The sequence below is a fragment of the Micromonospora sp. NPDC049662 genome (genome assembly GCF_040675055.1).
Taxonomy (GTDB): Bacteria; Actinomycetota; Actinomycetes; order Mycobacteriales; family Micromonosporaceae; genus Micromonospora.
This window is the reverse complement of the sequence record NZ_JBFAOC010000040.1, coordinates 34,325-56,864: the sequence shown is the minus strand read 5'-3', so window position 1 is coordinate 56,864 and position 22,540 is coordinate 34,325. Positions and strand designations below refer to the sequence as shown.

At 72.5% G+C, this 22,540-nt stretch carries 21 protein-coding genes; 11 read left to right on the top strand and 10 right to left on the bottom strand.

Features of this window, described 5'->3' with window-relative positions; genetic code table 11:
- The 4 genes from AB0J36_RS24940 to AB0J36_RS24925 all read right to left on the bottom strand — a co-directional run.
- Positions 1-499: hypothetical protein (locus AB0J36_RS24940; protein ID WP_363661183.1), on the bottom strand; the 499-nt coding region annotated here is incomplete at its 3' end.
- An 88-nt stretch (positions 500-587) separates the two neighbouring features.
- The gene (locus tag AB0J36_RS24935; RefSeq protein ID WP_357127775.1) at positions 588-2,000 is read right to left on the bottom strand and encodes a DUF234 domain-containing protein; all 1,413 of its coding nucleotides are present in this window, start codon (positions 1,998-2,000) and stop codon (positions 588-590) included.
- A gap of 92 nt (positions 2,001-2,092) precedes the next feature.
- Positions 2,093-2,860, bottom strand: coding sequence for a response regulator transcription factor (locus AB0J36_RS24930; RefSeq protein ID WP_363661184.1), 768 nt, complete (start codon positions 2,858-2,860; stop codon positions 2,093-2,095).
- On the bottom strand, positions 2,839-4,098 hold the full coding sequence (locus AB0J36_RS24925; RefSeq protein ID WP_363661182.1) for a histidine kinase: 1,260 nt from the start codon (positions 4,096-4,098) through the stop codon (positions 2,839-2,841). The genes AB0J36_RS24930 and AB0J36_RS24925 overlap by 22 nt, the downstream gene beginning before the upstream one ends.
- A gap of 132 nt (positions 4,099-4,230) precedes the next feature.
- Here AB0J36_RS24925 and AB0J36_RS24920 point away from each other — a divergent pair, with 132 nt between their 5' ends.
- From AB0J36_RS24920 to AB0J36_RS24905, 4 genes are read left to right on the top strand one after another with little or no spacing between them, the layout of a single operon-like run.
- Complete coding sequence (locus tag AB0J36_RS24920; protein ID WP_357127781.1) at positions 4,231-5,127, top strand: ATP-binding cassette domain-containing protein; 897 nt, start codon at positions 4,231-4,233, stop codon at positions 5,125-5,127.
- Entirely contained in the window at positions 5,124-5,924 is an 801-nt protein-coding gene (locus AB0J36_RS24915; RefSeq protein ID WP_357127784.1) for an ABC transporter permease, read from the top strand. Before AB0J36_RS24920 ends, AB0J36_RS24915 begins: the two co-directional genes overlap by 4 nt.
- A gap of 2 nt (positions 5,925-5,926) precedes the next feature.
- On the top strand, positions 5,927-6,664 hold the full coding sequence (locus AB0J36_RS24910) for a hypothetical protein (protein WP_363661181.1): 738 nt from the start codon (positions 5,927-5,929) through the stop codon (positions 6,662-6,664).
- A gap of 31 nt (positions 6,665-6,695) precedes the next feature.
- On the top strand, positions 6,696-7,259 hold the full coding sequence (locus tag AB0J36_RS24905) for a heme-binding protein (protein ID WP_357172968.1): 564 nt from the start codon (positions 6,696-6,698) through the stop codon (positions 7,257-7,259).
- A 68-nt stretch (positions 7,260-7,327) separates the two neighbouring features.
- Here AB0J36_RS24905 and AB0J36_RS24900 read toward each other — a convergent pair whose 3' ends face one another.
- Positions 7,328-8,614, bottom strand: coding sequence for a hypothetical protein (locus AB0J36_RS24900; RefSeq protein ID WP_363661180.1), 1,287 nt, complete (start codon positions 8,612-8,614; stop codon positions 7,328-7,330).
- A gap of 146 nt (positions 8,615-8,760) precedes the next feature.
- On the opposite strand from AB0J36_RS24900, the gene AB0J36_RS24895 reads away from it, so the two are divergent.
- Positions 8,761-9,300 carry a DUF1697 domain-containing protein gene (locus tag AB0J36_RS24895; protein ID WP_363661179.1) on the top strand — a complete coding sequence of 180 codons (540 nt, stop codon included), beginning with the start codon at positions 8,761-8,763 and terminating at the stop codon, positions 9,298-9,300.
- A 33-nt stretch (positions 9,301-9,333) separates the two neighbouring features.
- On the opposite strand, the gene AB0J36_RS24890 is transcribed toward AB0J36_RS24895, so the two are convergent.
- Complete coding sequence (locus AB0J36_RS24890) at positions 9,334-10,308, bottom strand: MBL fold metallo-hydrolase (RefSeq protein WP_363661178.1); 975 nt, start codon at positions 10,306-10,308, stop codon at positions 9,334-9,336.
- A gap of 152 nt (positions 10,309-10,460) precedes the next feature.
- Positions 10,461-11,345 carry a serine hydrolase gene (locus tag AB0J36_RS24885; protein ID WP_357127802.1) on the bottom strand — a complete coding sequence of 295 codons (885 nt, stop codon included), beginning with the start codon at positions 11,343-11,345 and terminating at the stop codon, positions 10,461-10,463.
- A gap of 48 nt (positions 11,346-11,393) precedes the next feature.
- Between AB0J36_RS24885 and AB0J36_RS24880 the strand changes: the two genes are divergently transcribed.
- Complete coding sequence (locus tag AB0J36_RS24880; protein WP_357127805.1) at positions 11,394-12,353, top strand: LysR family transcriptional regulator; 960 nt, start codon at positions 11,394-11,396, stop codon at positions 12,351-12,353.
- Positions 12,354-12,448: 95 nt separating this feature from the next.
- Entirely contained in the window at positions 12,449-13,300 is an 852-nt protein-coding gene (locus AB0J36_RS24875) for an aldo/keto reductase (protein ID WP_363661177.1), read from the top strand.
- A 57-nt stretch (positions 13,301-13,357) separates the two neighbouring features.
- On the opposite strand, the gene AB0J36_RS24870 is transcribed toward AB0J36_RS24875, so the two are convergent.
- Positions 13,358-14,200, bottom strand: coding sequence for a helix-turn-helix transcriptional regulator (locus tag AB0J36_RS24870; protein ID WP_357127811.1), 843 nt, complete (start codon positions 14,198-14,200; stop codon positions 13,358-13,360).
- 102 nt (positions 14,201-14,302) lie between these two features.
- On the opposite strand from AB0J36_RS24870, the gene AB0J36_RS24865 reads away from it, so the two are divergent.
- Positions 14,303-15,055 carry an SDR family oxidoreductase gene (locus AB0J36_RS24865; RefSeq protein WP_357127814.1) on the top strand — a complete coding sequence of 251 codons (753 nt, stop codon included), beginning with the start codon at positions 14,303-14,305 and terminating at the stop codon, positions 15,053-15,055.
- Positions 15,056-15,138: 83 nt separating this feature from the next.
- Positions 15,139-16,125: an aldo/keto reductase gene (locus tag AB0J36_RS24860; RefSeq protein WP_363661176.1), complete on the top strand. Its 987-nt coding sequence runs from the start codon at positions 15,139-15,141 to the stop codon at positions 16,123-16,125.
- Between the two features lie 24 nt (positions 16,126-16,149).
- On the opposite strand, the gene AB0J36_RS24855 is transcribed toward AB0J36_RS24860, so the two are convergent.
- A complete protein-coding gene (locus AB0J36_RS24855) occupies positions 16,150-16,665 on the bottom strand; it encodes a GNAT family N-acetyltransferase (protein WP_357127820.1) in 516 nt (171 codons plus the stop codon).
- Between the two features lie 174 nt (positions 16,666-16,839).
- On the opposite strand from AB0J36_RS24855, the gene AB0J36_RS24850 reads away from it, so the two are divergent.
- Together AB0J36_RS24850 and AB0J36_RS24845 are read left to right on the top strand one after the other, a co-directional pair.
- On the top strand, positions 16,840-17,853 hold the full coding sequence (locus AB0J36_RS24850; protein WP_363661175.1) for an ATP-binding cassette domain-containing protein: 1,014 nt from the start codon (positions 16,840-16,842) through the stop codon (positions 17,851-17,853).
- Positions 17,850-18,713: an ABC transporter permease gene (locus AB0J36_RS24845; RefSeq protein WP_357398770.1), complete on the top strand. Its 864-nt coding sequence runs from the start codon at positions 17,850-17,852 to the stop codon at positions 18,711-18,713. Before AB0J36_RS24850 ends, AB0J36_RS24845 begins: the two co-directional genes overlap by 4 nt.
- A gap of 387 nt (positions 18,714-19,100) precedes the next feature.
- On the opposite strand, the gene AB0J36_RS24840 is transcribed toward AB0J36_RS24845, so the two are convergent.
- Complete coding sequence (locus AB0J36_RS24840; protein WP_363661174.1) at positions 19,101-22,502, bottom strand: AAA family ATPase; 3,402 nt, start codon at positions 22,500-22,502, stop codon at positions 19,101-19,103.
- Positions 22,503-22,540: the final 38 nt, after the last annotated feature.

Below are 22,540 nucleotides of genomic sequence, written 5' to 3'. Positions count from 1 at the left end.
ACCCCCGTGGTACCTGTTGGTCCCGGGGGTCCAGCGGTCTCAGCTCCGGCGCGGGGCGGGGGGCCGGCGGGGGCCCCCCCCGGGGGGGGGGGCCCCCCCCGGCCTGGTGTCGCGCGGGCAGTCCGGCCCGGCCCGGGGCCGGCGCCGGATAGCCGGGGGGCGTGGCCGGCCGGACGCCGGCGGGGCGCGCGGACGACGGCCCGGTCGCCGTGAACGGGAACGGCACGTGCACGAACGGGTTGCCGTGCCGGATCAACGCCTCGATCTGCCGCTCGTTGAGCCCGTGCGCCTCCAGGACCCGACGCCCCCAGCGGTGCAGGCGGCACGGGTAGGACGCGCCGTCGTTGCGGCACAGCGGTCCGGTCGGCCACTCCTCGGCGGTGTGCACGACCACCGCCCGGACCGCGAGCCGGACATCCTCGGGGGTCAGTGGCGCCGGCATCGGCACCTCACCCAGCACCTGGTCGATGGGATCCGTCGACTGCTCACCAACACGCACGGCAGGCCTCCCGCAGCTCGGCAGCGGTACGGCGGACTGACCGCACCGACATCCTCGGGCAGTGGTACGGCCGGCATCGGACGAAGGTTCAATTCCGGTACGCGGTAAGCAGATCCTCCGGCGATAGCACACGGAGCCCATCGACGGCGGTGCCGCTACGCGACACGGCAACGGTCGGTACCGATTCGTCCGCTCCGGGTAGCCGGGACCGGTGAAGAAGTAGTCGGCCCAGGTCATGGGCGTCGAAGGGCCGGTTCTCCTGCCACTTCACCGAGCCGACGAAGCAGATGCGCTCAGCGACCGGCCCCCGATCGGCACCGACGATGTCGATCTCCGGGTCGTTCGTACGCGTCCAATAGCCGCCGATCGCCGACGCTTCGGCCGGCAGCGTGTCTCCGGGCAGCCGGCGCATCGTCTCGCGGACGACAGGCTCGATCGCCCGACCCCGCCAGGACGTCCACGATCGCAGGATCCGCTGCAGGGTCAGGTCACCTCGCCCACGCTCGATCTCGGCCAGGTGGGGCCCCAGGAACGACAGCCAGAAACGCAAGTACGGGTCAGCCACCGCATACCTCGTTTCCCGTGACGGCTTGGTCGACAGCGGGACGGTGACCTCCACGGCCCGCTTCTGGGTCAGCAGACCCAGGGCACGGTTCAGGGACGCCTGCGGTAGGTCCCCCGCCGCACGGGAGATCAGCGTAAAGGTCCGTTCACCGGAGCCGATGGCCCGCAGCACCAGACCTGCCTGGGACTGGGGTGGAAACTCCGCCGCGAGCGCGCGTTCGCCGCTGACCAGCAGGGCCGAGGTCGGATCGCGTACCGCGTCGGCCAGATAGTCGTGCACCGACGCACCGGTCGGCCACTCGTCGAGGATCAGCGGCAGACCCCCGGACACCAGGTAGGCGTCGAACGCGTCGGCGGCGGAGAGGTCGAGCATGTCGCGGACATCGGCCGGGCTCAGCGGAGGGACGACCATCTCGGTGGCCCGCTGGTGGAACGGCCGACCATAGTCGTTCAAGGCCTCCATCATGGCCAGGTCCGAGCCGACGCAGATCAGCAGGACCGGCCGCCGGGACAGCTCGCGGTCGAAGACCTTCTGCAGCGTGCCCTCGAAACCCGGATCGCTCGCGATGAGGTACGGCATCTCGTCCAGGACGACGACGCTCGGCCGATCGGTCGGCAGGGCGGCGACGAGCAGGGTGAGCGCGGCGTCCCAGGTCCGTGGCTGCTGCTCGCTCAGCAGTTGCGCTTCGGGCAACGTGGAGGCGGCCGCCGCTTCCACGAAGAGGGCGAGGTCGGCGGCGGCAGAGGGCTGCGCGGAGGCGGTGAAGAAGAGGTGGGGGACCTCAGCCCGCTCGACGAACTCCTCCACGAGCCGGGACTTGCCGACCCGGCGGCGGCCGCGCATGAGCAGCGCGCGCCCCGGCCGACCAGCCCGGCCACCGCGAGCTACCCGGGCGAGCATTCCGTCGAGCAAGGCCAGCTCTCGCTCTCGTCCCACGAAACCGTCCATGAACCACCCCTGATGCTGTCATTTTTGGAACACTCAAAAATGAGTGTATCAACGACAGTGGCGCGAGCCAGCTCGCAAGCTCAGACGAGGTCGGCGTCGTGCACGAGCAGGGCCACCTGGACCCGGTTGTTGAGGTCGAGTCGGGTCAGCAGCCGGGAGACGTACGCCTTCACCGTCGCCACGCTCATGAACAACTCCCCCGCGATCTCGGCGTTGGTGTAGCCCCTGCCCAGGGCGATGGCGACCTGCCGTTCCCGCTCGCTGAGCGCGGCGAGCAGGCGCAGCGCCCGTTCGCGTCGCGGATCGGGGCCGGGCGGGCCCGGGTTGGCGGCGGTCACGTGGTTGATCAGCGTGCGCGTCACCGACGGGGAGAGCATCGCCTCGCCCCCGGCGACCCGGCGTATCGCGTGCACGATGTCCACCGGCGGGGTGTCCTTGAGCAGGAAACCGGCCGCTCCGGCGCGCAATGCCCGGAGCACCTGCTCGTCGGCGTCGAAGGTGGTCAGCACCAGCACCTCGGGCGGGTTCGGTTGCCCGCGCAGCGCCTCGGTGGCGGCCAGCCCGTCCACCCGGGGCATCCGGATGTCCATCAGCACCACGTCCGGGGCGTACGCGGCGACCGCGGCGGGAACCTCGCCGCCGTCGGCCGCCTCGCCCACCACCCGCAGGTCCGGCAGGCCGCCGAGGATCATCGAGAGCCCCGCGCGGACCAACGCGTCGTCGTCCACGATCAGCACCCGCACCGGCTTCGGCCCCGCCCCGGCGGTCGGACCAGCGTCGTGGGCGCTGGGCACGTCAGGAGAGCCGGGACCGCTGGGCTGTGCGGTCACGCCGGCCACGGCAGCCAGGCCGCCAGTCGGAAGTCGCCGGTGTCGTCCCGCCCGTAGGCGAGCCGGCCGCCGGCCAGGGCGACCCGTTCGCTGATGCCGACCAGGCCGGTGCCCGCGCCCGGGAGCGTGCCGCCGACCGGAGTGCCCACCGGCCATCGATTGGCGATCGCCACGGTCAGCCCGCTGCCCGGACCACCGGTCACGTCCACGGTGACGACCGCGCCGGCCGCGTGCTTACGGGCGTTGGTCAGACCCTCCTGCACGATCCGGTAGGCGGCCCGGCCCAGCGCCGCCGGCACCTCCGCCGGCCGCGCCACACCGTCGCTGACGTTGACCCGCACGCCGGCCGTCCGCGACTCGTCGATCAGGGCCGGAAGGTCGGCGAGGGTGGGCTGGGGCGGCTCGGGCGCGTCGCCGGCGCCGTCGCCGTCGCCCTCGGCCCGGAGCACCCCGATGACCTCCCGCAGGTCCTGCAGGGCCGCGTGGGCGCTGCCCCGGATCACCCCGGCGGCTCGGGCCACCTCGTCGGCGGGCGCGTCGGGGCGGAACTCCAGCGCTCCCGCGTGCAGGCTGAGCAGGGAGATCCGGTGGGCCAGCACGTCGTGCATCTCCCGGGCGATGCGGGTGCGCTCGAGGTGGCGGGCCTGGGCGACGCGCAACTGCTGCTCGGCCTCGGCCCGCTCGGCGCGTTCGCGTAGCGAGACGATCAACTGCCGGCGGGCCCGCACGAACATCCCCCAGGCCAGCACGGCCAGGGTGATCACCGCGCCCCAGGACACGGTGAGCCAGTACGGCATGGCCGGATCGGGACGCGCCCAGCTGAAGACCAGGTTGGTGAGCAGGCCGACACCGGTGACCGCCACCGCGACGGCCGTCCGGCGGTGCACCACCACGGTGAAGTACACGATCACCAGCGGGATCGCGGCGGCCATCGAGAACATGCTCAGCGGCAGGGTGGCCAGCGCCAACCCCAGCGGCCACCGGCGACGCACCCAGAGCAGACCGCAGCAGACCAGCCCGATCAGCGCATCCACGCCGACCATCCAGTCGTGCGGAAGCGGGACGGCCGCCTCAGGGGTGGGCGAGAGGCTGTCGACGGTGGCGAACAGCACCCAGAGCAGGCTGATCAGGAAGGCCAGGCTGTCCACCACCCAGTCCCGGGTGGTGCGACGCGGACGGGCACGCTCGGGCTCCGCCGGCACCACCAGCTCCCCGGGCAACAGCCAGGGGTGCTCGGGGACGGCGATGCTGGTCACGCGCCCATGCTAGGCAGCTACCGGCCCGGACAACCAGCTACCAAAGTCTCGACCCGGGCGTCGACCAAGGTAGCTGCGGCACCGACCAGCGGCCGCAGCGGATGGCCGGCCGGCGGCGGCAGGCTCGACCGCATGATCACCGTGGAGAACCTGACCAAGCGGTACGGGCCGCACCCGGCGGTGGACGACGTGTCGTTCCAGTGCGAGCCCGGCACCGTCACCGGCTTCCTCGGTCCCAACGGGGCCGGCAAGTCGACCACCATGCGCATGATCTGCGGGCTCACCACACCGACCGCGGGTCGCGCCACCGTCGCCGGGCACCCCTACCGGGAGCTGCCCAACCCGGGACGGGAGGTCGGTGTCCTGCTGGACGCCTCCGCCCAGCACGCGGGCCGCACGGGCCGCGAGGCGTTGACGCTGTCCGCGTACACCCTGGGTTTGAGCAGGCGCGAGGTCGCCGCGAAGCTCGACCTGGTCGGGTTGAACGCGGTGGCGGCGAAGCGTCGGGTACGGGCGTACTCGCTGGGCATGCGTCAGCGGCTCGGCCTGGCGCAGGCGCTGCTCGGCGACCCCCGGGTGTTGATCCTCGACGAGCCGGCGAACGGCCTGGACCCGGAGGGGATCTTCTGGATGCGGGGTCTGCTGCGCGACTTCGCCGACCGGGGCGGCACGGTGCTGCTCTCCTCCCACCTGCTGCGCGAGGTGGAGGCGGTCGCGGACCGGCTGGTGGTGATCGGGGGTGGCCGGATCGTGGCCCAGGGCCGCAAGGACGAGCTGCTGGCCGGCGGCGGCACGGTGGTGCGGGCGCGCGACGACGGGGCATTGCGTCGGGCGCTGGAGGCGGCCGACCTGACCCCCACCGACAGCCCCGACGGCCTGCTCGTGCCGGCGGACGCCGAGACGGTCGGCCAGGCCGCGGCCGACGCCGGCGTCGCGCTGGCCGAGCTGCGCCCGGCCGGCAGCGGCGGCCTCGAACAGCTCTTCCTCACCCTGACCGCCGGCGAATCCACCCGAGAGGCCGTCCGATGACCACCACCACCGCCGCACCCACCGCCGGGGCCGTCGCGCCCCGGCACCATTCCCCGGTACGCCGACCGTCACTGCTCCGGCTCACCGCCGTCGAACTGCGCAAGCTCGTCGACACCCGGGCCGGCCGCTGGCTGCTGATCACCATCGGCCTCGTCGTCGTCGCGGTCGTCACCCTCCTGCTGATCTACGCGGAGGACGCCGAACAGACCTTCGGCACCTTCTTCGTGACCTCGCTGCTGCCCGCCAACGTGCTCCTGCCGGTGCTGGGCATCCTGTCGATCACCAGCGAGTGGTCCCAGCGCACCGCCCTCACCACGTACGCGCTGGTCCCCCGGCGGGAACGGGTGGTGACCGCGAAGCTGATCGCGGTGGTGCTGGCCGCGATCGCCTCCGTGCTGGTCGCCCTCGCCGTCGCCAGCATCGGGACGCTCGTGGCGTCGGCCACGGGCGGTGCGGGCACCTGGCAGGTCGGCGCGACGCTGATCGTCAACGGGGTGATCGTCCAGGTGGCCGTGGTGCTGATGGGTGCCGCCTTCGGTCTGCTGCTGCTCAACCCGCCGTTGGCGATCGTCGGCTACCTGCTGCTGCCGACCCTCTGGTCGGTGCTCGGCGAGATGGTCCGGCCCCTGCGCGGTCCGGCCGGGTGGCTGGACACCAGCCGGACCATGGACCCGTTGTTCAGCAGCGATGCGCTCACCGGCGAACAGTGGGGGCGGCTGGCGGTGTCCCTGCTCGTCTGGATGGTCCTTCCGTTGGCCGCCGGCCTGGTCCGGACGCTGCGCCGCGAGGTGTCCTGACCATGGACGCGGCCGACTACCGCCCCCGCACAGTGGTCACCGGTGGTCCGCTGGAACTGGTCGTCCTGTGGGGTGGCTTTCCGCTGCTCGGCGCGGGCGCCGGTTGGCTCCTCGCCGCGTCGACGGGATGGCTGGCCCGGCTGTCGTGGGTGCCGTTCGGCGACCTCATCAGGTGGTTGGACCGGCTGCCCGAGCCGCCGGCGACCCTCGGCGCGATGGCCGTCGGCGTCCTGGGCGGCCTGGTCGTCGCCGGGGTCGGCACCGCCGAACGGCTGATCGTCACCGTGGACTCCACGCAGGTCCGGCTGCGCCGCGCCGACCAGGTACGCACCGTCGCACGGGCCGACACCCGGGCCGCCTTCCTGGCCGACAAGCACCTGGTGCTGCTCGACGGCGACGGCGCGGAACTCGTCCGGGAGTCGACGGACCTCCCGGCGGCCCACCTGGCGGCGGCGTTCCGCGCGCACGGCTGGGCCTGGACGGACGACGATCCGCACCGCTCGGCGTACCGGCTGTGGGTGCCCGACCTGCCGGGGCTGCCGGTCGGCGCGGACGCTCTGCTGCGCGCCCGGGAGCGGGCTCTCGGACGGGACCACCGCGACGACGTACGGGAGCTGCGCCGCGAACTCGGCCGGCTCGGAGTGGTGCTGCGCGACGAGGGCGGACGCCAGTACTGCCGGACCGTCGCCCGGCGGGCGGGACAGTCGACTTCGGCAGAGCGGGAGCCGGAGGGGCGGTAGCGTCTGTTCCAGCAGATCCTGGGAGCGCGCGATGACCGAGCAGCAGCCGTACCGGGTGGTGTCCCGACACCCCGGCTTCGAGCTGCGCCGCTATCCGGCTCACCTGGTGGCCGAGATGCGGATCCAGGCGTCGTTCACCCGGGCGCCGATCGAGGCGTTCCGGCCGCTGGCCGCGTACGTCGGGGGCGCCAACCGGGCCCGACAGCCGGTCGGGTCGGCGCTGCCGGCGACGTCCACGGCCGACGGCGCGACGAAGATCCCGATGACGCTGCCGGTCGTCCAGGTCGAGGGCGAGTGGCCGGGCGCGTACCTGATCCAGTTCGTTCTGCCGGCCACCGTCACCGCCGCGACGGTGCCCGAGCCGGTGGACGCCCGGGTACGGATCCACGAGGTCCCGGCCCAACTGGCGGCGGCGATGCGGTTCTCCGGCCGGTGGACGGAGCGGGCGTTCAGCCAACGGGCCACCATGCTGGGCCGGTCGGTGACGGCCGCCGGGCTGCAGCCCACCGGCGCCATCCGGTACGCGCGTTTCGACCCGCCGTGGAAGCCGTGGTTCCTGCGCCGCAACGAGGTCGTGCTGCCGGTCGTCGAGTGAGCTGAGTGGGCTGCCTACGGTCTTGGGCGCGGGAGCATCCGGTCCGGACGCTCCCGCGCTCACTAAGATCAGCTGACGTACACCGGCGCGCTGGTCGCCGACTGGAAGTCGGTCGATGTGCCGGGATAGACGACACGCCAGTAACCGGCCGTCTTCTTGTAGATCGACGTGGCGAAGTCGTAACTGCCGCCCGCATAGATGGTGGCCGGCGTAGCCCAAGTGCCGTCTTCGCCGGTGGCCGAGAACTGCACCTTCAGTGGCACCGTCCCGGGGGACAACCCACCGGTGAACTCCATCTCACCGCTGAGGGTCACGGTCGTCGCGTTCTCCCGGACCGCCGAGAAGCTCCGGAAGGCGGCCGGCTGGAGCACGGAGATGTTCGTGCTGGCGATCGCGGGGCTGACGAACTCGTCGTTCATCGAGTAACCGACCTGGAGGCGGCCGGACTCGTACGGCGAGGTGGTCAGCGAGTAACGACCGTCCGCGGCCGTGGTGGCAGAGCCGAGGAACGTGCCGCAGTAGTCGGCGCTCATGCAGAGGGAAACCCCCGGCTGCGCACCAGGCACCGGCACCCAACCCTCCGGCGTCCGCCAGGTCAGCTGGCCGCTAACCGTGACGGTCTCATCCTTGAGGATCTTGGGTCGATCCGCCTCGATGGTGATCCGCATCGGCCGCTTGTTGATCGCGATGGTGGTCTCGCCCGACCGCGACGAGCCGTGGAAGAGATGGTCGTTGTCGTAGCTGTAGGCCGCGTACACCATCTCGTCCTTGCGACCGATCGTGACCGTGCCGGTGAAGGAACCATCGGCCCTGGTGGTGACCGCTTCCCAACTAGAGTCGGCGTTCACCGACATGGGGAACCTCCCCAGGGACCTGATCTCGCCGCTGCCCGGCCAGCGACCCTTGAGCCATCCCCGCACTGTCACGTTGCGGTTCTCGTAGGTCACCGTGGTGCGGTTCAGCGTGACGTTCTCGAAGAACGTGACCACCGAGTAGTTCAGGTCGCCGGCATCGGTCTGAGTGACGTGGTGACCGGCCTCGTCGGTGACCTCCACGTCGACCCGGTAGTAACCGAGCTTGTCGAGGATGATCGGGTTGGATCGCCACACCCCGTCACGCTCGGTGCCGGACTGTAGGTAGAAGTCCTCCTGAACGGCGACCTCTGACCCGGTGTTGTACTCCCGGATGTGCGCACGGACGTCGGTGACGTCGCTCGGTGACGTAATGGACACCAGCAACGTCCCCAGATCGAGGTCGTAGTCGCTGTGCGCGGACGTGACGATCGGAATCTCGTCGGCGTGTGCGGTCGCGGGAAGCCCCACGATCGCGGTCGCTGCGGCGACGGCGACCGCCACAGCAAAACGGGAACGGATCAAAGCTGACCTCCAGGAAGGACCGGCGATTCGCTTCGTGGCGGCCGGCAGTGGGAGCCTACCGATCGGGTCCGACAGCTACGTCCACCCCGCTAGGCTGACGTCGTACCCATGTGGACGGAGGAGCCATGACCCGGTACGTCGCCCTGCTGCGCGGGGTCAACGTCGGCAGCGCCCGCCTCGCGATGGCCGACCTGCGCCGGATCGTCACCGACCTCGGCCACGACGACGTCACGACGTACCTGCAGAGCGGCAACGTGGTCTTCGGCAGCACGGTGCGCGACGCGGAGAAGCTCGCCGCCGGCATCGAGCGGGCGCTCACCGACGAGCTGGGGCTCACCGTGCCGGTGCTGGTGCGCAGCGGCCGGGAGTTGGCGGCGGTGGCCGGCGGCAACCCGTACGCCGAGCTCGACGACGACCCGAAGCGGCTGCTGGTGGCCTTCCTCGCGACCGCTCCGAAGAAGTCGCTTGTCGACGCGCTCACCGTGCCCGGTGGCGAGAACGTGGCGTTCACGGTGACCGGCCGCGAGGTCTTCCTGCACTTCCCCGACGGCGGTTACGGGCGGACGAAGTTCACCAACGCGTACCTGGAGAAGCAGCTCGGCGTGGTGGGCACCACCCGCAACTGGAAGTCGGTGCGCACCCTGGCGGAGCTGGCGGCCGGCTGACCGGGCGGGCGTGCGACGCCCGCCCGGGACCGGTCAGAAGTGGTACGCGGTCTCGTACTCGGGCACCAGTACCCGGCTGCGCGGCGAGATCCGACGCACCGCCGCGACCATCTCGTCGAGGCGGGCGCGGTCCGCCGGCGCGACGACCGGCGGGTTCCGCAACGGCGTCTCGAAGTTGTCCCAGTGCACCGGCACCACGACCTTCGGATAGTCCAGACCGGCCAGCAGCCGGGGCAGGTAGTCGGCGGTGGTGGTGGCGCTCTGCATGGCCACCATCGCCACGTCCGGCGCCAGGCCGGTGAGGTTGCGCTCGGCGACGTCGCTGGCCCCGGTGAGGTAGACCGACGGGCCGCCCGCGACCCGCAGCAGGTAGCCCAACGTGTCGCCCTCCGGCAGGTCCGCGATGGTCGCCGGCCGCGCCGGCTGACTCACCCGCACCCCGGGAAAGGCCACCGAGTACGACGCGTTGCGGCTGTGCAGCGAGCCGACCACCTCGACGGTGTGGTCGCCGAAGTCGAGCACCTCCCCGCCCTTCACGGCGCTGAGCTGCGCCGACGGCACCCCGTACGCCAGTCCCAGGTGGTACGCGGTGAGGGTGCCGAACACCCGCGCGCCGGTCCGCCCGGCGATGTACGGCACGTCCATGAAGTGGTCCCAGTGCGTGTGCGTGACCAGCACGGTCGTGGCCTTCTCGACGCGCTGGTCGATCACGTCGGTGCGCACGGTCAACGGGGTGTCCGTCTTGAACGCGCCGGCGAACAGGCCGGTGTCGATCCGGCTGAGGAAGGGGTCGACCAGGATGGTCCGGTCGGCGATGTCGATGCGCCAGCCGGCCGTACCCCACCAGCGGAAGCTGACCGCGCCCTTTGCGCGGGTGGTCGGCGTGGGCGCGGCGGCCGGGGGCGCGGCCTGGGCCGGGGTGGTCGAGGCGGCGAGTCCGCCGGCCGAGACCAGGGCGGTGGTGGCTGCGGCGTCGCGGAGGAAGCGACGGCGGTCGAGGTGGGACATACGGATCTGCTCCCCGTGTCGGTTGATCGGTCGACCCGAGCCAACCAGCGCCCTCGGGCCCAGGTCCAAGATCGAACGCTGTCGCCTCCGATACGCCAGCGCATATCAGGCCTGCTCGACGGTGCTGTCCCGTCGCTCGACACGGCGAAAAATCAGTCGCCGCGTAACGCCTCAACGGCCGTACGAGCGGCCCGCCCGATGGCCAGGTCCACGTCGATCCGGCGCGGGGCGAGATCCTCGGCGCGGGCGAAGACGGCGATCGCGTACCGGCCGCCGTCGGGGTATTCGGCGACTCCGGCCTCCAGGTGCAGTCCGGGCAGGGTGCCGGTCTTGCCGGACACCCGCACGGCGGGCGGGAAACCGGCCGCCAGGCGGGTCCAGAAGAGCTGCCGGGCCATCCAGGCGCGGACCATCGCGCACGCCGATGCCGGCCCGGCCTCGTCCCGCCAGATCAGGGTGAGCAACCGGGTGATGTCCCGCGCCGTACTGGAGGTGGTGCGTTGCGGGTCGAAGACCCGCATGGCCCGAACCTGGTCCGCCGGCAGGGTAGGGAAGATCCGCGCGAACTCCGCCTCGGTACGCGCCCCCACGTCGGCGAGCATCATCTCGACCAGCTCCCGTGGGCCGCCGAGAACGCGGGTTCGGCGAAGGCCCAGCTCGGCGGCGAGCATCGGCAGCAGGTCCGGACCGACCCGGCGCAGCAGCACGTCGGCGGCGGTGTTGTCGCTGACCGACATGGCGAAGTACGCGAGGTCCCGCAACGACACCTCGGCGTCGTCGGCGCAGCCGGCCAGTCCCCACCCGCCGAGCCGGTCGGCGGCGGTGACCAGGACACGTTCGGTCGGGTCGACCTGGCCCGCCTCGACCTGCCGGGCGAACTCCAGCACCAGCAGGATCTTGAAGATCGACGCGATCACCACCTGCTCGTCGGCCCGCAGCCCGACCTCCCGGTCCGCCGCGCCCAGGTCCACGACGTGCAGGCTGCCGGTCACCCCGGCGTCGGCGAAGATGGCCTCGATCCGCTCCCCCACGTCCACCCCGGCACGGTATCCAGTGACACTCCGTCGCTGCCGTAGGGTCCGGCCGTGGACCTGCTCCGACATCTGCGGCACTTCGTGGTGGTCGCCCACGAGCTGCACTACGGGCGGGCGGCCGAGCTGCTCGGAATGGCCCAGCCGCCGTTGAGCCAGTCGATCCAGCGGTTGGAGCGGGAGCTGGCCGTCGAGCTGTTCGACCGTTCCCGCCGCCAGGTGCGGCTCACCACCGCCGGCGGTCTGCTGCTCGCCGAGGCCGAGGAGCTGCTCGCCGGCGAGGGCCGGCTGCGCAACCTCATGGGCCAGGTCCGCGCGGGCGAGCTGGGCGTGTTGCGCGCCGGTGTGCCGCCGGAGACACCGGCGGTGACGCTGCGGGCTCTGCTGGACCAGCTCGCCACCCACGCGCCCGGCCTCGACGTGGAGCTGCACGAACTGACCACCGCCGAGCAGGTGCGGATGCTCAGCGAGCGGAGCCTTGACGTGGGGCTCGTGCACCATCCGGTCGAGGCGGACGGGCTGCGCTTCGGCGCCCCTGTCGACGTACCCCTGGGGGTGTTGCTGCCGCGGACCTCGCCGCTGGCACGCGGGCGGGAGGTGCCGCTCGCCGCGCTCGCCGGCCTGGACCTGGTGACCGCACCCCGGGCCACCGCGCCGGGCTGGCACGACCACCTGCTGGAAGTGTGCCGACAGCACGGGTGGCGGCCGGCGCGGGTGCGGCCGGCGCGCAACCCGGAGTTCCTGTTCGGGTTGGTGCTGGCCGGCGGCGGCGTCGCCGTGGAGCCGGCGACCCTGGCCCGCCGGGAACCACGGATCGCCTGGCGACCGCTCGCCGACGCGGCGCTGACCAAGCGCACGTCGGCGGCCTGGCCGAAGCGGTCGGCGCACCCGGCGGCGGCGATGGTCGGGCAGCTCGCCGCCGAGGTGCTGGCCGCCGCCGAGCCGACGCCACCCACGTCGCCCCCGGGTCCGGCGGCGCGGCCCTGGCCGGTGTTGTTCGACACGACCGGGTGAACCGGACCGCCGTTGCGTCCGTCACTCGTTCCAAGCGTGAATCGTCCATCCGCCCGGGTATGGATGACGGGTAACGAAGACGCGAAGGAGCCGCAGTGGCATTCACGATTCCTGACATCAGCCTGAACGACGGCACCACGATTCCGCAGCTCGGCTTCGGGGTGTTCCAGATCGAGCCGAAGGACACCGCCGCGGCGGTGACCACGGCGCTCGAGGTGGGCTACCGGCACATCGACACCGCCGAGATGTACGGCAACGAGGCCGAGGTGGGCGAGGCCATCCGCACGTCCGGCCTCGACCGCGGCTCGGTGTACGTGACCAGCAAGCTGAACAACGGCTTTCACCGGCCGGACGACGCCCGCAAGGCGTTCGACTCGACGCTGTCGGCGTTGAAGATGGACTACATTGACCTGTTCCTGATCCACTGGCCGTTGCCGACCCTGTACGACGGCGACTACGTCTCGACCTGGAAGGTGTTGGAGGAGTTCCAGCGCGACGGCCGCGCCCGCTCGATCGGCGTGTCGAACTTCCAGGTGGCGCACCTGCGGCGGCTGGCCGACGAGGCGAGCGTGGTGCCGGCGGTCAACCAGATCGAGGCGCACCCGTACTTCACCAACGACGAGGTCCGCGCGTACGGCCGCGAGCACAACATCCTCACCGAGGCGTGGTCGCCGATCGCGCAGGGCAAGGTGCTGGACGACCCGACGGTGGTCGACATCGCCGATCAGGTGGGTCGCACCCCGGCGCAGGTGGTGCTGCGGTGGCACGTGCAGCGCGGCGACATCATCTTCCCGAAGTCGACCACGCCGAAGCGGATCGAGGAGAACACCGGGATCTTCGACTTCGAGCTGGACGACACGGCGATGGAGCGGATCACCGGCGTGGACAAGGGCGAGGCCGGGCGGCAGGGTCCGAACCCGGACACCTTCGCCTACGTGCCCCGCTGACCTGCGCGCGCTGCCCCGGAGCGACGACTCCGGGGCAGCGTGCTGTTCGCGGCCGGGTCAGCCGTCGACGCGCTCGGCAAGCCGGCGGAACACCGCCTGGGTCGGTGTGTCGGGCGTGGCGACGTAGACGATCAGCCGCTGCTCGGTCTCCGGCACCAGCAGCACGCGGCACTCGAACTCCAGCGGCCCCAGCTCGGGATGGGCCACCCGTTTCACGACGGGACGGCGCTCCCCGACCTCGTGCTCGGCCCACAGCCGGGCGAAGTGCGGCGAGGTGCCGAGCAGCTCGGTGACCAGCTCGCGGATCGCCGGGTCGGCCGGGAAGCGGCCGTAGGCCGCCCGCAGGTCCGCCACCGTGGTGTGCACGAACCGTCGCGCGTCGGCATCGGACCAGTGCGCGTCGGTCATCGGCTGCCGGAAGGTCCAGCGGATCATGTTGCGCTCGGCGTGCGGCACGGCCGCGAGATCCCCCACGAAGTGCGTGGCCAGCCGGTTCCAGGCCAGCACGTGGTACGCGGCGTCGACGAGGTACGCCGGAGTCTCGGTCATGGCGTCGAGCAGGTGCCGCAGCCCAGGCGGCACCTCGCGGCTCGGGCCGACGGCCGACGGCGGGTTCTCCCCCGCGATCCGGAACAGGTACTCCCGCTCGTCGCGGTTCAGCAGCAGCGCCCGCGCCAGAGCGGCGAGCACCTGCCGGGACGGGTGCGGGCCCCGGCCCTGCTCCAACCGGATGTAGTAGTCGATCGACATGCCCGCGAGCTGGGCGACCTCCTGCCGACGCAGTCCGGGCGTACGCCGCCGTACCCCGTCGGGGAGGCCGACCTCGGCGGGCCGCAGGCGGGCGCGGCGGGCGCGCAGGAACGCCGCCAGTTCGTCACGTCGCAGGCCGCTGCTCGTCATGTGCCCAGGATGCCCCGGGAGGCATCGATCAGGGTGGTACCGCCGGTCCCAGCCTCGCGGCGTCTCTCCCCACCGGCCGTCGTCGGGCACAGGCTCGACGGCATGACGAACATGATCGCCCTGGTCACCGGGGCCAACAAGGGAATCGGCCTCGCCACCGCCCGTCAGCTCGGCGGCCTCGGGATGACCGTGCTGCTCGGCGCGCGGGACGCCGAGCGGGGCCGCGCCGCGGAGCGGGAGCTGCGCGACGGCGGCACGGACGCGGTGTTCGTGCCGCTGGACGTCACCGACGCGACGTCAGTGGCCGCCGCCGCGAAATTCGTCGAAGCCGAGTACGACCGGCTCGACGTGCTGGTCAACAACGCCGGCATCGTGCTCGCCGACGGTACGCGGGGGCTGCCCAGCGAGACGACCGTGGCGACGATGCGCCGGCTGTACGAGACGAACGTCTTCGGCCCGGTGGCGGTCACCAACGCGCTGCTCCCGCTGCTGCGCCGGGCACCGGCGGCGCGGATCGTCAACGTCTCCAGCGAGGTCGGCTCGATCGCGGTGATGACCGACCCGGACGGCGCGCTGTTCGAGTTGACCTCCGTGCCGTACCCGTCGTCGAAGGCGGCGCTGAACATGCTCACCGCCATGTACGCCAAGGAACTTCGGGATACCCCGATCAAGGTGAACGCGGCGAACCCCGGCTACTGCGCCACCGACCTGAACGGCAACAGCGGCTTCCGTACGCCCGAGCAGGGCGCCGAGGTGAGCGTGCACCTGGCGACCCTGCCGGCGGACGGGCCGAGCGGTCTGCTCTGGGGCTTCCAGATGGACGCCGGCGGTGGGTACGGCGTCCTCCCCTGGTGAGACGGACGCTTGACCTGGAGCGCGCTCCAGGTAGCAGGGTGGTCTTCGGGCGCCCGCCGGCAGGACGCCCGGAAGGAGATCCCATGCGGTACCGCACGATCGGCACCGACCCGGCGACCCGGCGCGAGGTCAGCGTGCTCAGCCTCGGGGCCATGCTGTTCGGCAGCACCACCGACGAGGCCACCTCGTACGCGATCCTCGACCGGTACGTCGAGGCGGGCGGCACCTTCATCGACACGTCGGACAACTACGCGTTCTGGGTCGACGGCTCACAGGGCGGCCAGAGTGAGGAGCTGCTGGGGCGGTGGCGGCGCAGCCGGGGCATCGGCACCGAGATCGTCATCGCCACCAAGCTGGGCGCCCGTCCACTGGCCCCCGGCACCAGCTATCTGGACAACGCCGAAGGGCTGTCGGCGAAGGTCATCCGCGAGTCGGCGGAGCGCAGCCGTGACCGGCTCGGCGTGGAACGACTGGACCTGCTCTACGCACACATCGAGGACCGGACGGTGTCGCTCGCGGAGACCGTGGAGGGGTTCGCCGAGCTGGTCGCCGAGGGGACGGTGGGCCTGTTGGGCGCGAGCAACCACCGCGCCTGGCGGGTGGAACGGGCCCGCGCGCTCGCCGCAGCCGCCGGCCTCCCGGGGTACGAGGTGCTCCAGTACCGCCACAGCTACCTGGCCCGACGCACCGACGTGGCCAGCGAGCTGGACCCGGACGGCGACCTGGGCGGTGTTGGCGGAGACCTGCTCAGCTATCTGCGCGCCGAACCGGAGCTGACCCTGGTGGCGTACTCGCCGCTGCTCAGGGGGGCGTACAGCCGGCCGGATGTGCCGCTGGGCGCCGCGTACGACCTGCCCAGCGCGCCCCGGCGGCTGGCCGCCCTTGAGGAGGTCGCCGGGCAGACCGGCGCGACGGTGAACCAGGTGGTGCTCGCCTGGTTGCTGGGCGGCGACCTGCCGACGATTCCGCTGGTGGGTGCCTCCTCGGTGGCCCAACTCGAGGAGAGCCTGGCCGCCGTGGAGCTGGAGTTGACCGCCGAGCAGCGGCAGCGTCTCGACACCACCTGGTGACCTGCGACGGCCGTCCCGCCGACCTCACCCGTCGGCCGGCGGGGCGGTCAGGTCGAACTGCCAGTCATTGGCCCGCATCAGGTGCCCGGGCGGATACTCGAAATTCGTCTCACCCAGCAGCGTGAAGCCCGCCTTGCGGCAGACCGCGTTCGAGGCGGGGTTGTCGACGGACGGGTAGGCGTGCGCGTGACGCCGGTCCCGTCGGGCGCGCGCCACGTCGAGAGCCGCCCGCACCGCGGCGGTGGCCAGCCCCTGCCCCCGGTACGCGGGCAGCACCGCCCAGCCCAACTCGTACACCGGTTGGTCGCGCCACTCGCGACGCCAGTAGCCGACGCTGCCCGCCCGCGTGCCGTCCGGCAGCACCACCGTGAACATGCACCCCTGCCCACCCTCGGCGAAGTGCACATACCGGTTGTGCCGGGCGAGCACCTGCTCGTCGGTCTCCGGGCCGCCGGTGTGTCGGCGCGTGTCCGGTGAGTTGAGCTGCCGCAGCAGCTCGAGATCATCCTCGTGCCACGGCTCGATGCGTACCTGCGTCATCCCGTCCCCCTCGTCGACTCCAGTCAAGCCGGTCCCACCGACATTTCGTCCCGGAACGGCGCCCGCTAGTTCCGATCTAGCGGGCGGGGGTCTTCACCTCGCGCCTGTAGGGCGGCGGGGTCGTTGGTCACACCGACCACGACGTCGCCGGCCATCGGACGAGAGGTAGAAATGATGAACAGACGCGCCACCGGCCTGGCCATCGAGGCCGAAGGGCTCACCCGCACGTTCGGGGAGACCCGGGCGCTGGCCGGCATGGACCTGCGGGTGCCCGCCGGCACCGTCTACGGCCTGCTCGGCCCGAACGGGGCGGGTAAGACCACGGCGGTCCGGGTGCTCGCGACGCTGCTACGTCCCGACGGCGGCACGGCGCGGGTCTTCGGGCACGACGTGGTCACCGAGGCCGACAAGGTCCGCAGCCGGGTCAGCCTCACCGGCCAGTACGCCTCGGTCGACGAGGACCTCACCGGCACCGAGAACCTGGTGCTGCTGGCCCGCCTGCTGGGCCTGCGCAAGCCGGAAGCCCGCGACCGCGCGGCGGCGCTGCTGGCCGCGTTCGGTCTGACCGAGGCGAGCGACCGCCAGGTCAAGAAGTACTCGGGCGGCATGCGACGGCGCATCGACATCGCCGCGAGCATCCTGAACACTCCCGACCTGCTCTTCCTCGACGAGCCGACGACGGGCCTCGACCCGCGCAGCCGCAACCAGGTGTGGGAGATCGTCCGGGCCGTGGTGTCGCACGGTACGACCGTGCTGCTGACCACGCAGTACCTCGACGAGGCCGACCAGCTCGCCGGGCGGATCGCGGTCGTCGACCACGGCCGGGTGATCGCGGAGGGCACGCCGGGCGAACTGAAGTCGTCGGTCGGCTCCGGCACCGTCCACCTGCGACTGCGCGACCCCGGCCAGCGGCCCCAGGCCGAGCAGGTGCTCCGGGAGGCGCTGAACGTGCCGGTGCAGCTCGCCGCCGATCCGGTGGCCCTGACCGCCCGCGTCGGCGAGGCCGGCACCGACCTGGACGCCAGCGCGCAGGCAGCGCGTGCGCTCGGTGACCTGGCCCGCGCCGGCATCGTCGTCGACGACTTCTCCCTCGGCCAGCCCAGCCTGGACGAGGTCTTCCTGGCCCTGACCGACCATCCGGCCGTGTCGGCCGACGAGCGCGACGACGAGCTGGAGGCAGCCCGATGAGTGACACGACCACGACCGCCGGCACGGCCGAGCGGGCGCCGTCGGTCTACGTACCGTCCGCCGAGGCGCTGGCGACCGTCCTCGCGCCGGGCGCCCGACCGGCCCGGCCGAGCGCGTTGGGCGCGTCGCTCACCTTCGGCTGGCGGGCCCTGCTGAAGATCAAGCACGTGCCGGAGCAGCTCTTCGACGTGACCGCGTTCCCGATCATCATGGTGCTGATGTTCACGTACCTGTTCGGTGGCGCTCTCGCCGACAGCCCGCGTGACTACCTGCAGTTCTTCCTGCCCGGCATCATGGTGACCAGCGTCGTGATGATCACCATGTACACCGGGGTCGGCCTCAACACCGACATCGAGAAGGGCATCTTCGACCGCTTCCGGACGCTGCCCGTCTGGCGGCCCGCCGCGCTGGTCGGCATGATCTTCGGCGATGTGCTGCGCTACATCCTCGCCGCCCTGGTCATCCTCGGCGTCGGGCTGGCGCTCGGCTTCCGGCCCACCGGCGGCGTCGCCGGGGTGGCCGCCGGGATCGGGTTGCTGGTGGTCTTCTCGTTCGCGTTCTCCTGGGTGTGGACGTTCTTCGGGCTGATCCTGCGCAGCGAGAAGTCGGTGATGGGGGTCAGCATGATGGTGCTGTTCCCGCTGACGTTCCTCAGCAACGTCTTCGTCGAGCCGAGCACCATGCCCGGCTGGCTCCAGGCGTTCGTGAAGGTCAACCCGGTGACGCAGCTGGTGGCCGCGGTACGCGCCGTCATGTCCGGCCACTCGGACGCCTCCGCCACCATGTGGCTCCTGGTGTGGAGCGCCGGCTTCGTCATCGTCTTCGGCACCCTGACAATGCACCGCTACAACCGCCGCTAACCCCCACCCCCCACCTACCACCCCCCGCCCCACCCACCCCCGCGCCGCCGCTCCCCGCCCCTCCACCCCCACACCCGCCGCCGCTCCCCGCCCCCCACACCCGGGCCGCCGATCATGAAGTTGTGGTGGGTGACAAAGCGGCCTGTAAATGCTCAAACCAGGCACCACAACTCCATGATCGACAGGACCTGATGGCGACTTCCCCGCGATCTTGCATTTTCTGTGGCGACAAAAGCCACGAGAGCACCCAGATCCACAACCGAAAGTGCAAGATCGCGGCGCGGGCAAGGCGTGGGCGGGGCGTGGGCGGCGCGGGCAAGATCGCGGGCGCGGGCGTGGGCGGGGCGCGGGCGGGGCGCGGGCGTGGGCGGGGGGCGGGGGCGGGGGTTAGAGGTGCCAGGGTGGGAGGGTTTGTGGGAGGTAGCGGCAGGTGGCGCCGGTGGAGACCGAATCGCGCAGATGAGTGGCGAGCGTGGGATGGCGTTCGTCGAGCTTGCGCAGGGTGTCGCGGATTCGCGCGGTGACAGTCTTGCGGGCCCGTTCGGCCTCGTCGCCCAGCCGTCTACTCCGGCCGGCCAATCCCGCCGCGGCGCGCAGCTCCTCGAGCAGCGCGCCGCGTTCGGCGTCCAGCGCGGACACCTTCGCCGTGTCGTCGCGGGCAACGGCCCGGTCGATCTCGTCGTCGAGGCGGGTCAGGTGCCGCCGGTAGCGGGCCTTCGCCTCGTCGTCGAGGACCGGGTCGCCGCCCATCCGACGGGCGGCCACCAGCACCGGCCCGGCGGCGGGGTCGAGCAGTTCCACCGCCGGGACGTCGCCGCCGGGGCGGCTCAACAGCAGGTGCAGGTCGTGTAGGCCCTTGGCGTCGGGCAGGTGCGCCACCACGCCCGCGTAGGCGAGCCGCCAGACCGGCCCGTCGCGTCGAAACGCGTACCCCTCGATCGTCGGGTCGGGCGGCGTCACCTGACGCCGGCCGACGGCCGGGCCGCCCCCGACGACCTGGTCGCCCTCGCCTGCGTGGCCTCTCCCGCCGGCCTGGCCGGCGAGCGCGACATCGCCCAGCACGCTGCCCTCGGCCCACCCAACGGCGGGCCCCGAAACGGCGTGGCCCGACACGGCGGGCCCCGACACGGCGTGAGCCAGCCCGCCTTGGTCCGGCTCGGCGTGGGTTGGGTCCGGGTCGGCGAGCCGGAGGAGCACCTGCCTCATGCCGAGGGCGGCGGCGTCCCGGACGGTGCTCGCGCGCAACTGGGCAACCGTGGCGGCGTCGCCCGGCTGGTCGCGGCCGGCGAGGGCGTTCACCAGCCCCGCGCGGGCGATGAGCGACCAGGGTCGGGAGCCCATCCGGTCGGCGGCGTCACGGGCCGCCGTGAATCCGGTGACCGCGTCGTCCCAACGCTCCTGCGCGGCGTCGACCACGGCGAGCCAGTGGTCGATGGGCCCGCTGATGTCGCAGCCGAACAGCCCCACCGCCCACTGCCCACGGTGCGGAACCAGCGCGGCCCGCGCGTCGTCGCAGCGCCGTGGATCGCGGGACGCGGCGGCGGCCTGGGCGCGCAGCCGCAGCCACAGCGGCGACATCGGACGCGGGTAGTGGATGCCGGCCGCCTCGATGCCGGCCGTCAACCGCACCGCCTGCTCGTCGTCGCCACGCTCGGCCGCCGTGATGGCCGACAGCAGCTCCCGGTACGGGTAGTCGGTCGGCGCCCACTCGTGCAGCAGCGTGTCGATCTCGTCGAAGCGCCCCTGCAACAGCAGCCGGGCCCAGCGCAGGTGGTGGCCCATGAAGGCGAACTCGGCGTGCCCCGGGTCGGACAGGTCGACGATGACGCGGAACCGCTCGTCCGCTTCGGCGAAGTCGCCCCGGAACGCCGCGATGATCCCGCCGTCGACGGCCGCCGCCATCCGGGGACGGGCCAGCTCGCGGTGCTGACCCACGGTGACGAAGGCGGTGAACTCCTCCATGAAGCGCGGGTCGCCCAGTTCCAGCAACGCCACCCAGCGCAGCGAGGTGGCCCACAGCTCGGTCTCCCGGTCGCCCGAGCGGCGGGCCACGTCCCGGATCTCGGCGGTGAGCGCGGCCCGTGCCGCCGCGGTGCCCAGCCCCCAGGTGGTGTCGTGGCGGGCCCACAGGCTGAAGGTGAGCGCCTCGTCGTCGCGACCACGACGGGCGATGGTCTCCGTCGCGGTGATCAGGTCCGCCACCAGCGCGCCCGTCGACGCGGTGGGGGCGGGCTCGCCGATCAACCGCTGGTACGCCTCGCGCACCAGGTCCGTCGTGTCAACGGCGATGGTGGTGTCCACCTGCCGGGCGCGGTGCACGGTGAGCGCGACGCGGGCCAGTGGCACCGGGTCGTCGAGCGTACGGGCGAGCGTCGCGGCTTCGGCCAACAGGCGTGCGGCCTCGGATCGGCCGGCGTGGTGGTACTGCACCTCGCCGAAGTCGACGAGCAGGCGAATCCGCTGCGCGGGGTCCTCGACGATCTCCAGTGCCCGGCGGAAGTGCACCCCCGCCTCGTCGGCGGCGAGCCGGGCGAACGCGTCCCGCCCGGCGGCGACCAGCAGCTCGCCGGCCCGGGTCCGGTCCAGCGCCGCGCCGGCCAGGTAGGCGTGGCGGGCCAGATCCGCCGGGATGAGCCGGTCGGTGAGCGCGGTCGGCGGATCCACCGCCCGGACCACCGCGGCGTGGCGGGCCTGCCGGTCGTCGGTGGTGAGCCCGTCGTACAGGGTCTCGCGGACCAGGTCGTGGGCGAAGGTGAACCGGCCGGCACCCCGGGCGGCCACGAGCCGGGCGGTCACCGCGTCGTCGAGCAGCCGGTCGACAGACGCCACCGGTATCGCCGCGCTGGCCGCCAGGACCTGCCGGTGGAACTCACGCCCCAGCACGGCGGCGACGGTCAGCGCCTCGACCACCGGGGCGGGCAGCCGGGCGAGCCGCTGTCGCACCGCTTCCCGTACGCCGGGCGGGATCGTGCCGGTGGTGCCGTCGGCGTGCCACAGCCGCGCGGTCTCCTCGACGAAGAACGGGTTGCCGCCGGTGCGGCGGTGCACCTCGTCCGCCAGGTCGGGGGCGGGCTCCCGACCGGCGGTACGCGCCATCAACGCGGCCACCTCGTCGCGGGCCAGGCCGGTGAGGGTGATCGTGGTGGCCTTGGCGACCAGGGGCAGCAGCAGCGGGCGCAGCGGGTGGTCGCCGGCCTCGACCTCCGCGTCGCGGTACGTGCCGATCAGCAGCAGGCGTTCGAACCAGGTGTGCTGGGCGGCGAACGCCAGCAGCCGCAGCGAGGCCGGGTCGGCCCAGTGCAGGTCGTCGAGGACGACCACCACCGGCCGGCGCGCGGAGACGGCGACCAGTGCCGCGGTCACCGCGTCGTACAGGGCGAACGCCTCCTGCTCGGCGACGTCCTGGCCGTCGCGGGCCGACCAGGCCGCGGCGAGGCCGGGTACGTCACCGGTGCCGCTCTCGCCGAGCAGGGCGGCGAGGGCGGGTTCGGCGTCCGGTCGGGCGAGCGCCCAGTCGTCGGCGGAGCGGCGCAGGGCCCGCAGGACCTGCACCCACGGCCAGTAGCCGGGGGCGCTGTCGGAATCCCAGCAGGCCGCTCCGAGCACGAGCGCGCCGCGCCGGCGGGCCTCGCGCGCCACCGACGTGACGAGGGTGGTCTTGCCGATGCCCGGCTCGCCGGTGACCAGAACGAGACCGCCGTGGCTGGTGGCCGCCCGGTCCAGCTCGGCGCGCAGCAGACCCGCGGGATGATCCCGCCCGATGATGGCGTCGCCGACGCGCGCGTCCATGGTTCCCAGACGGTACTGGACCCCACCGACGCTGAGCG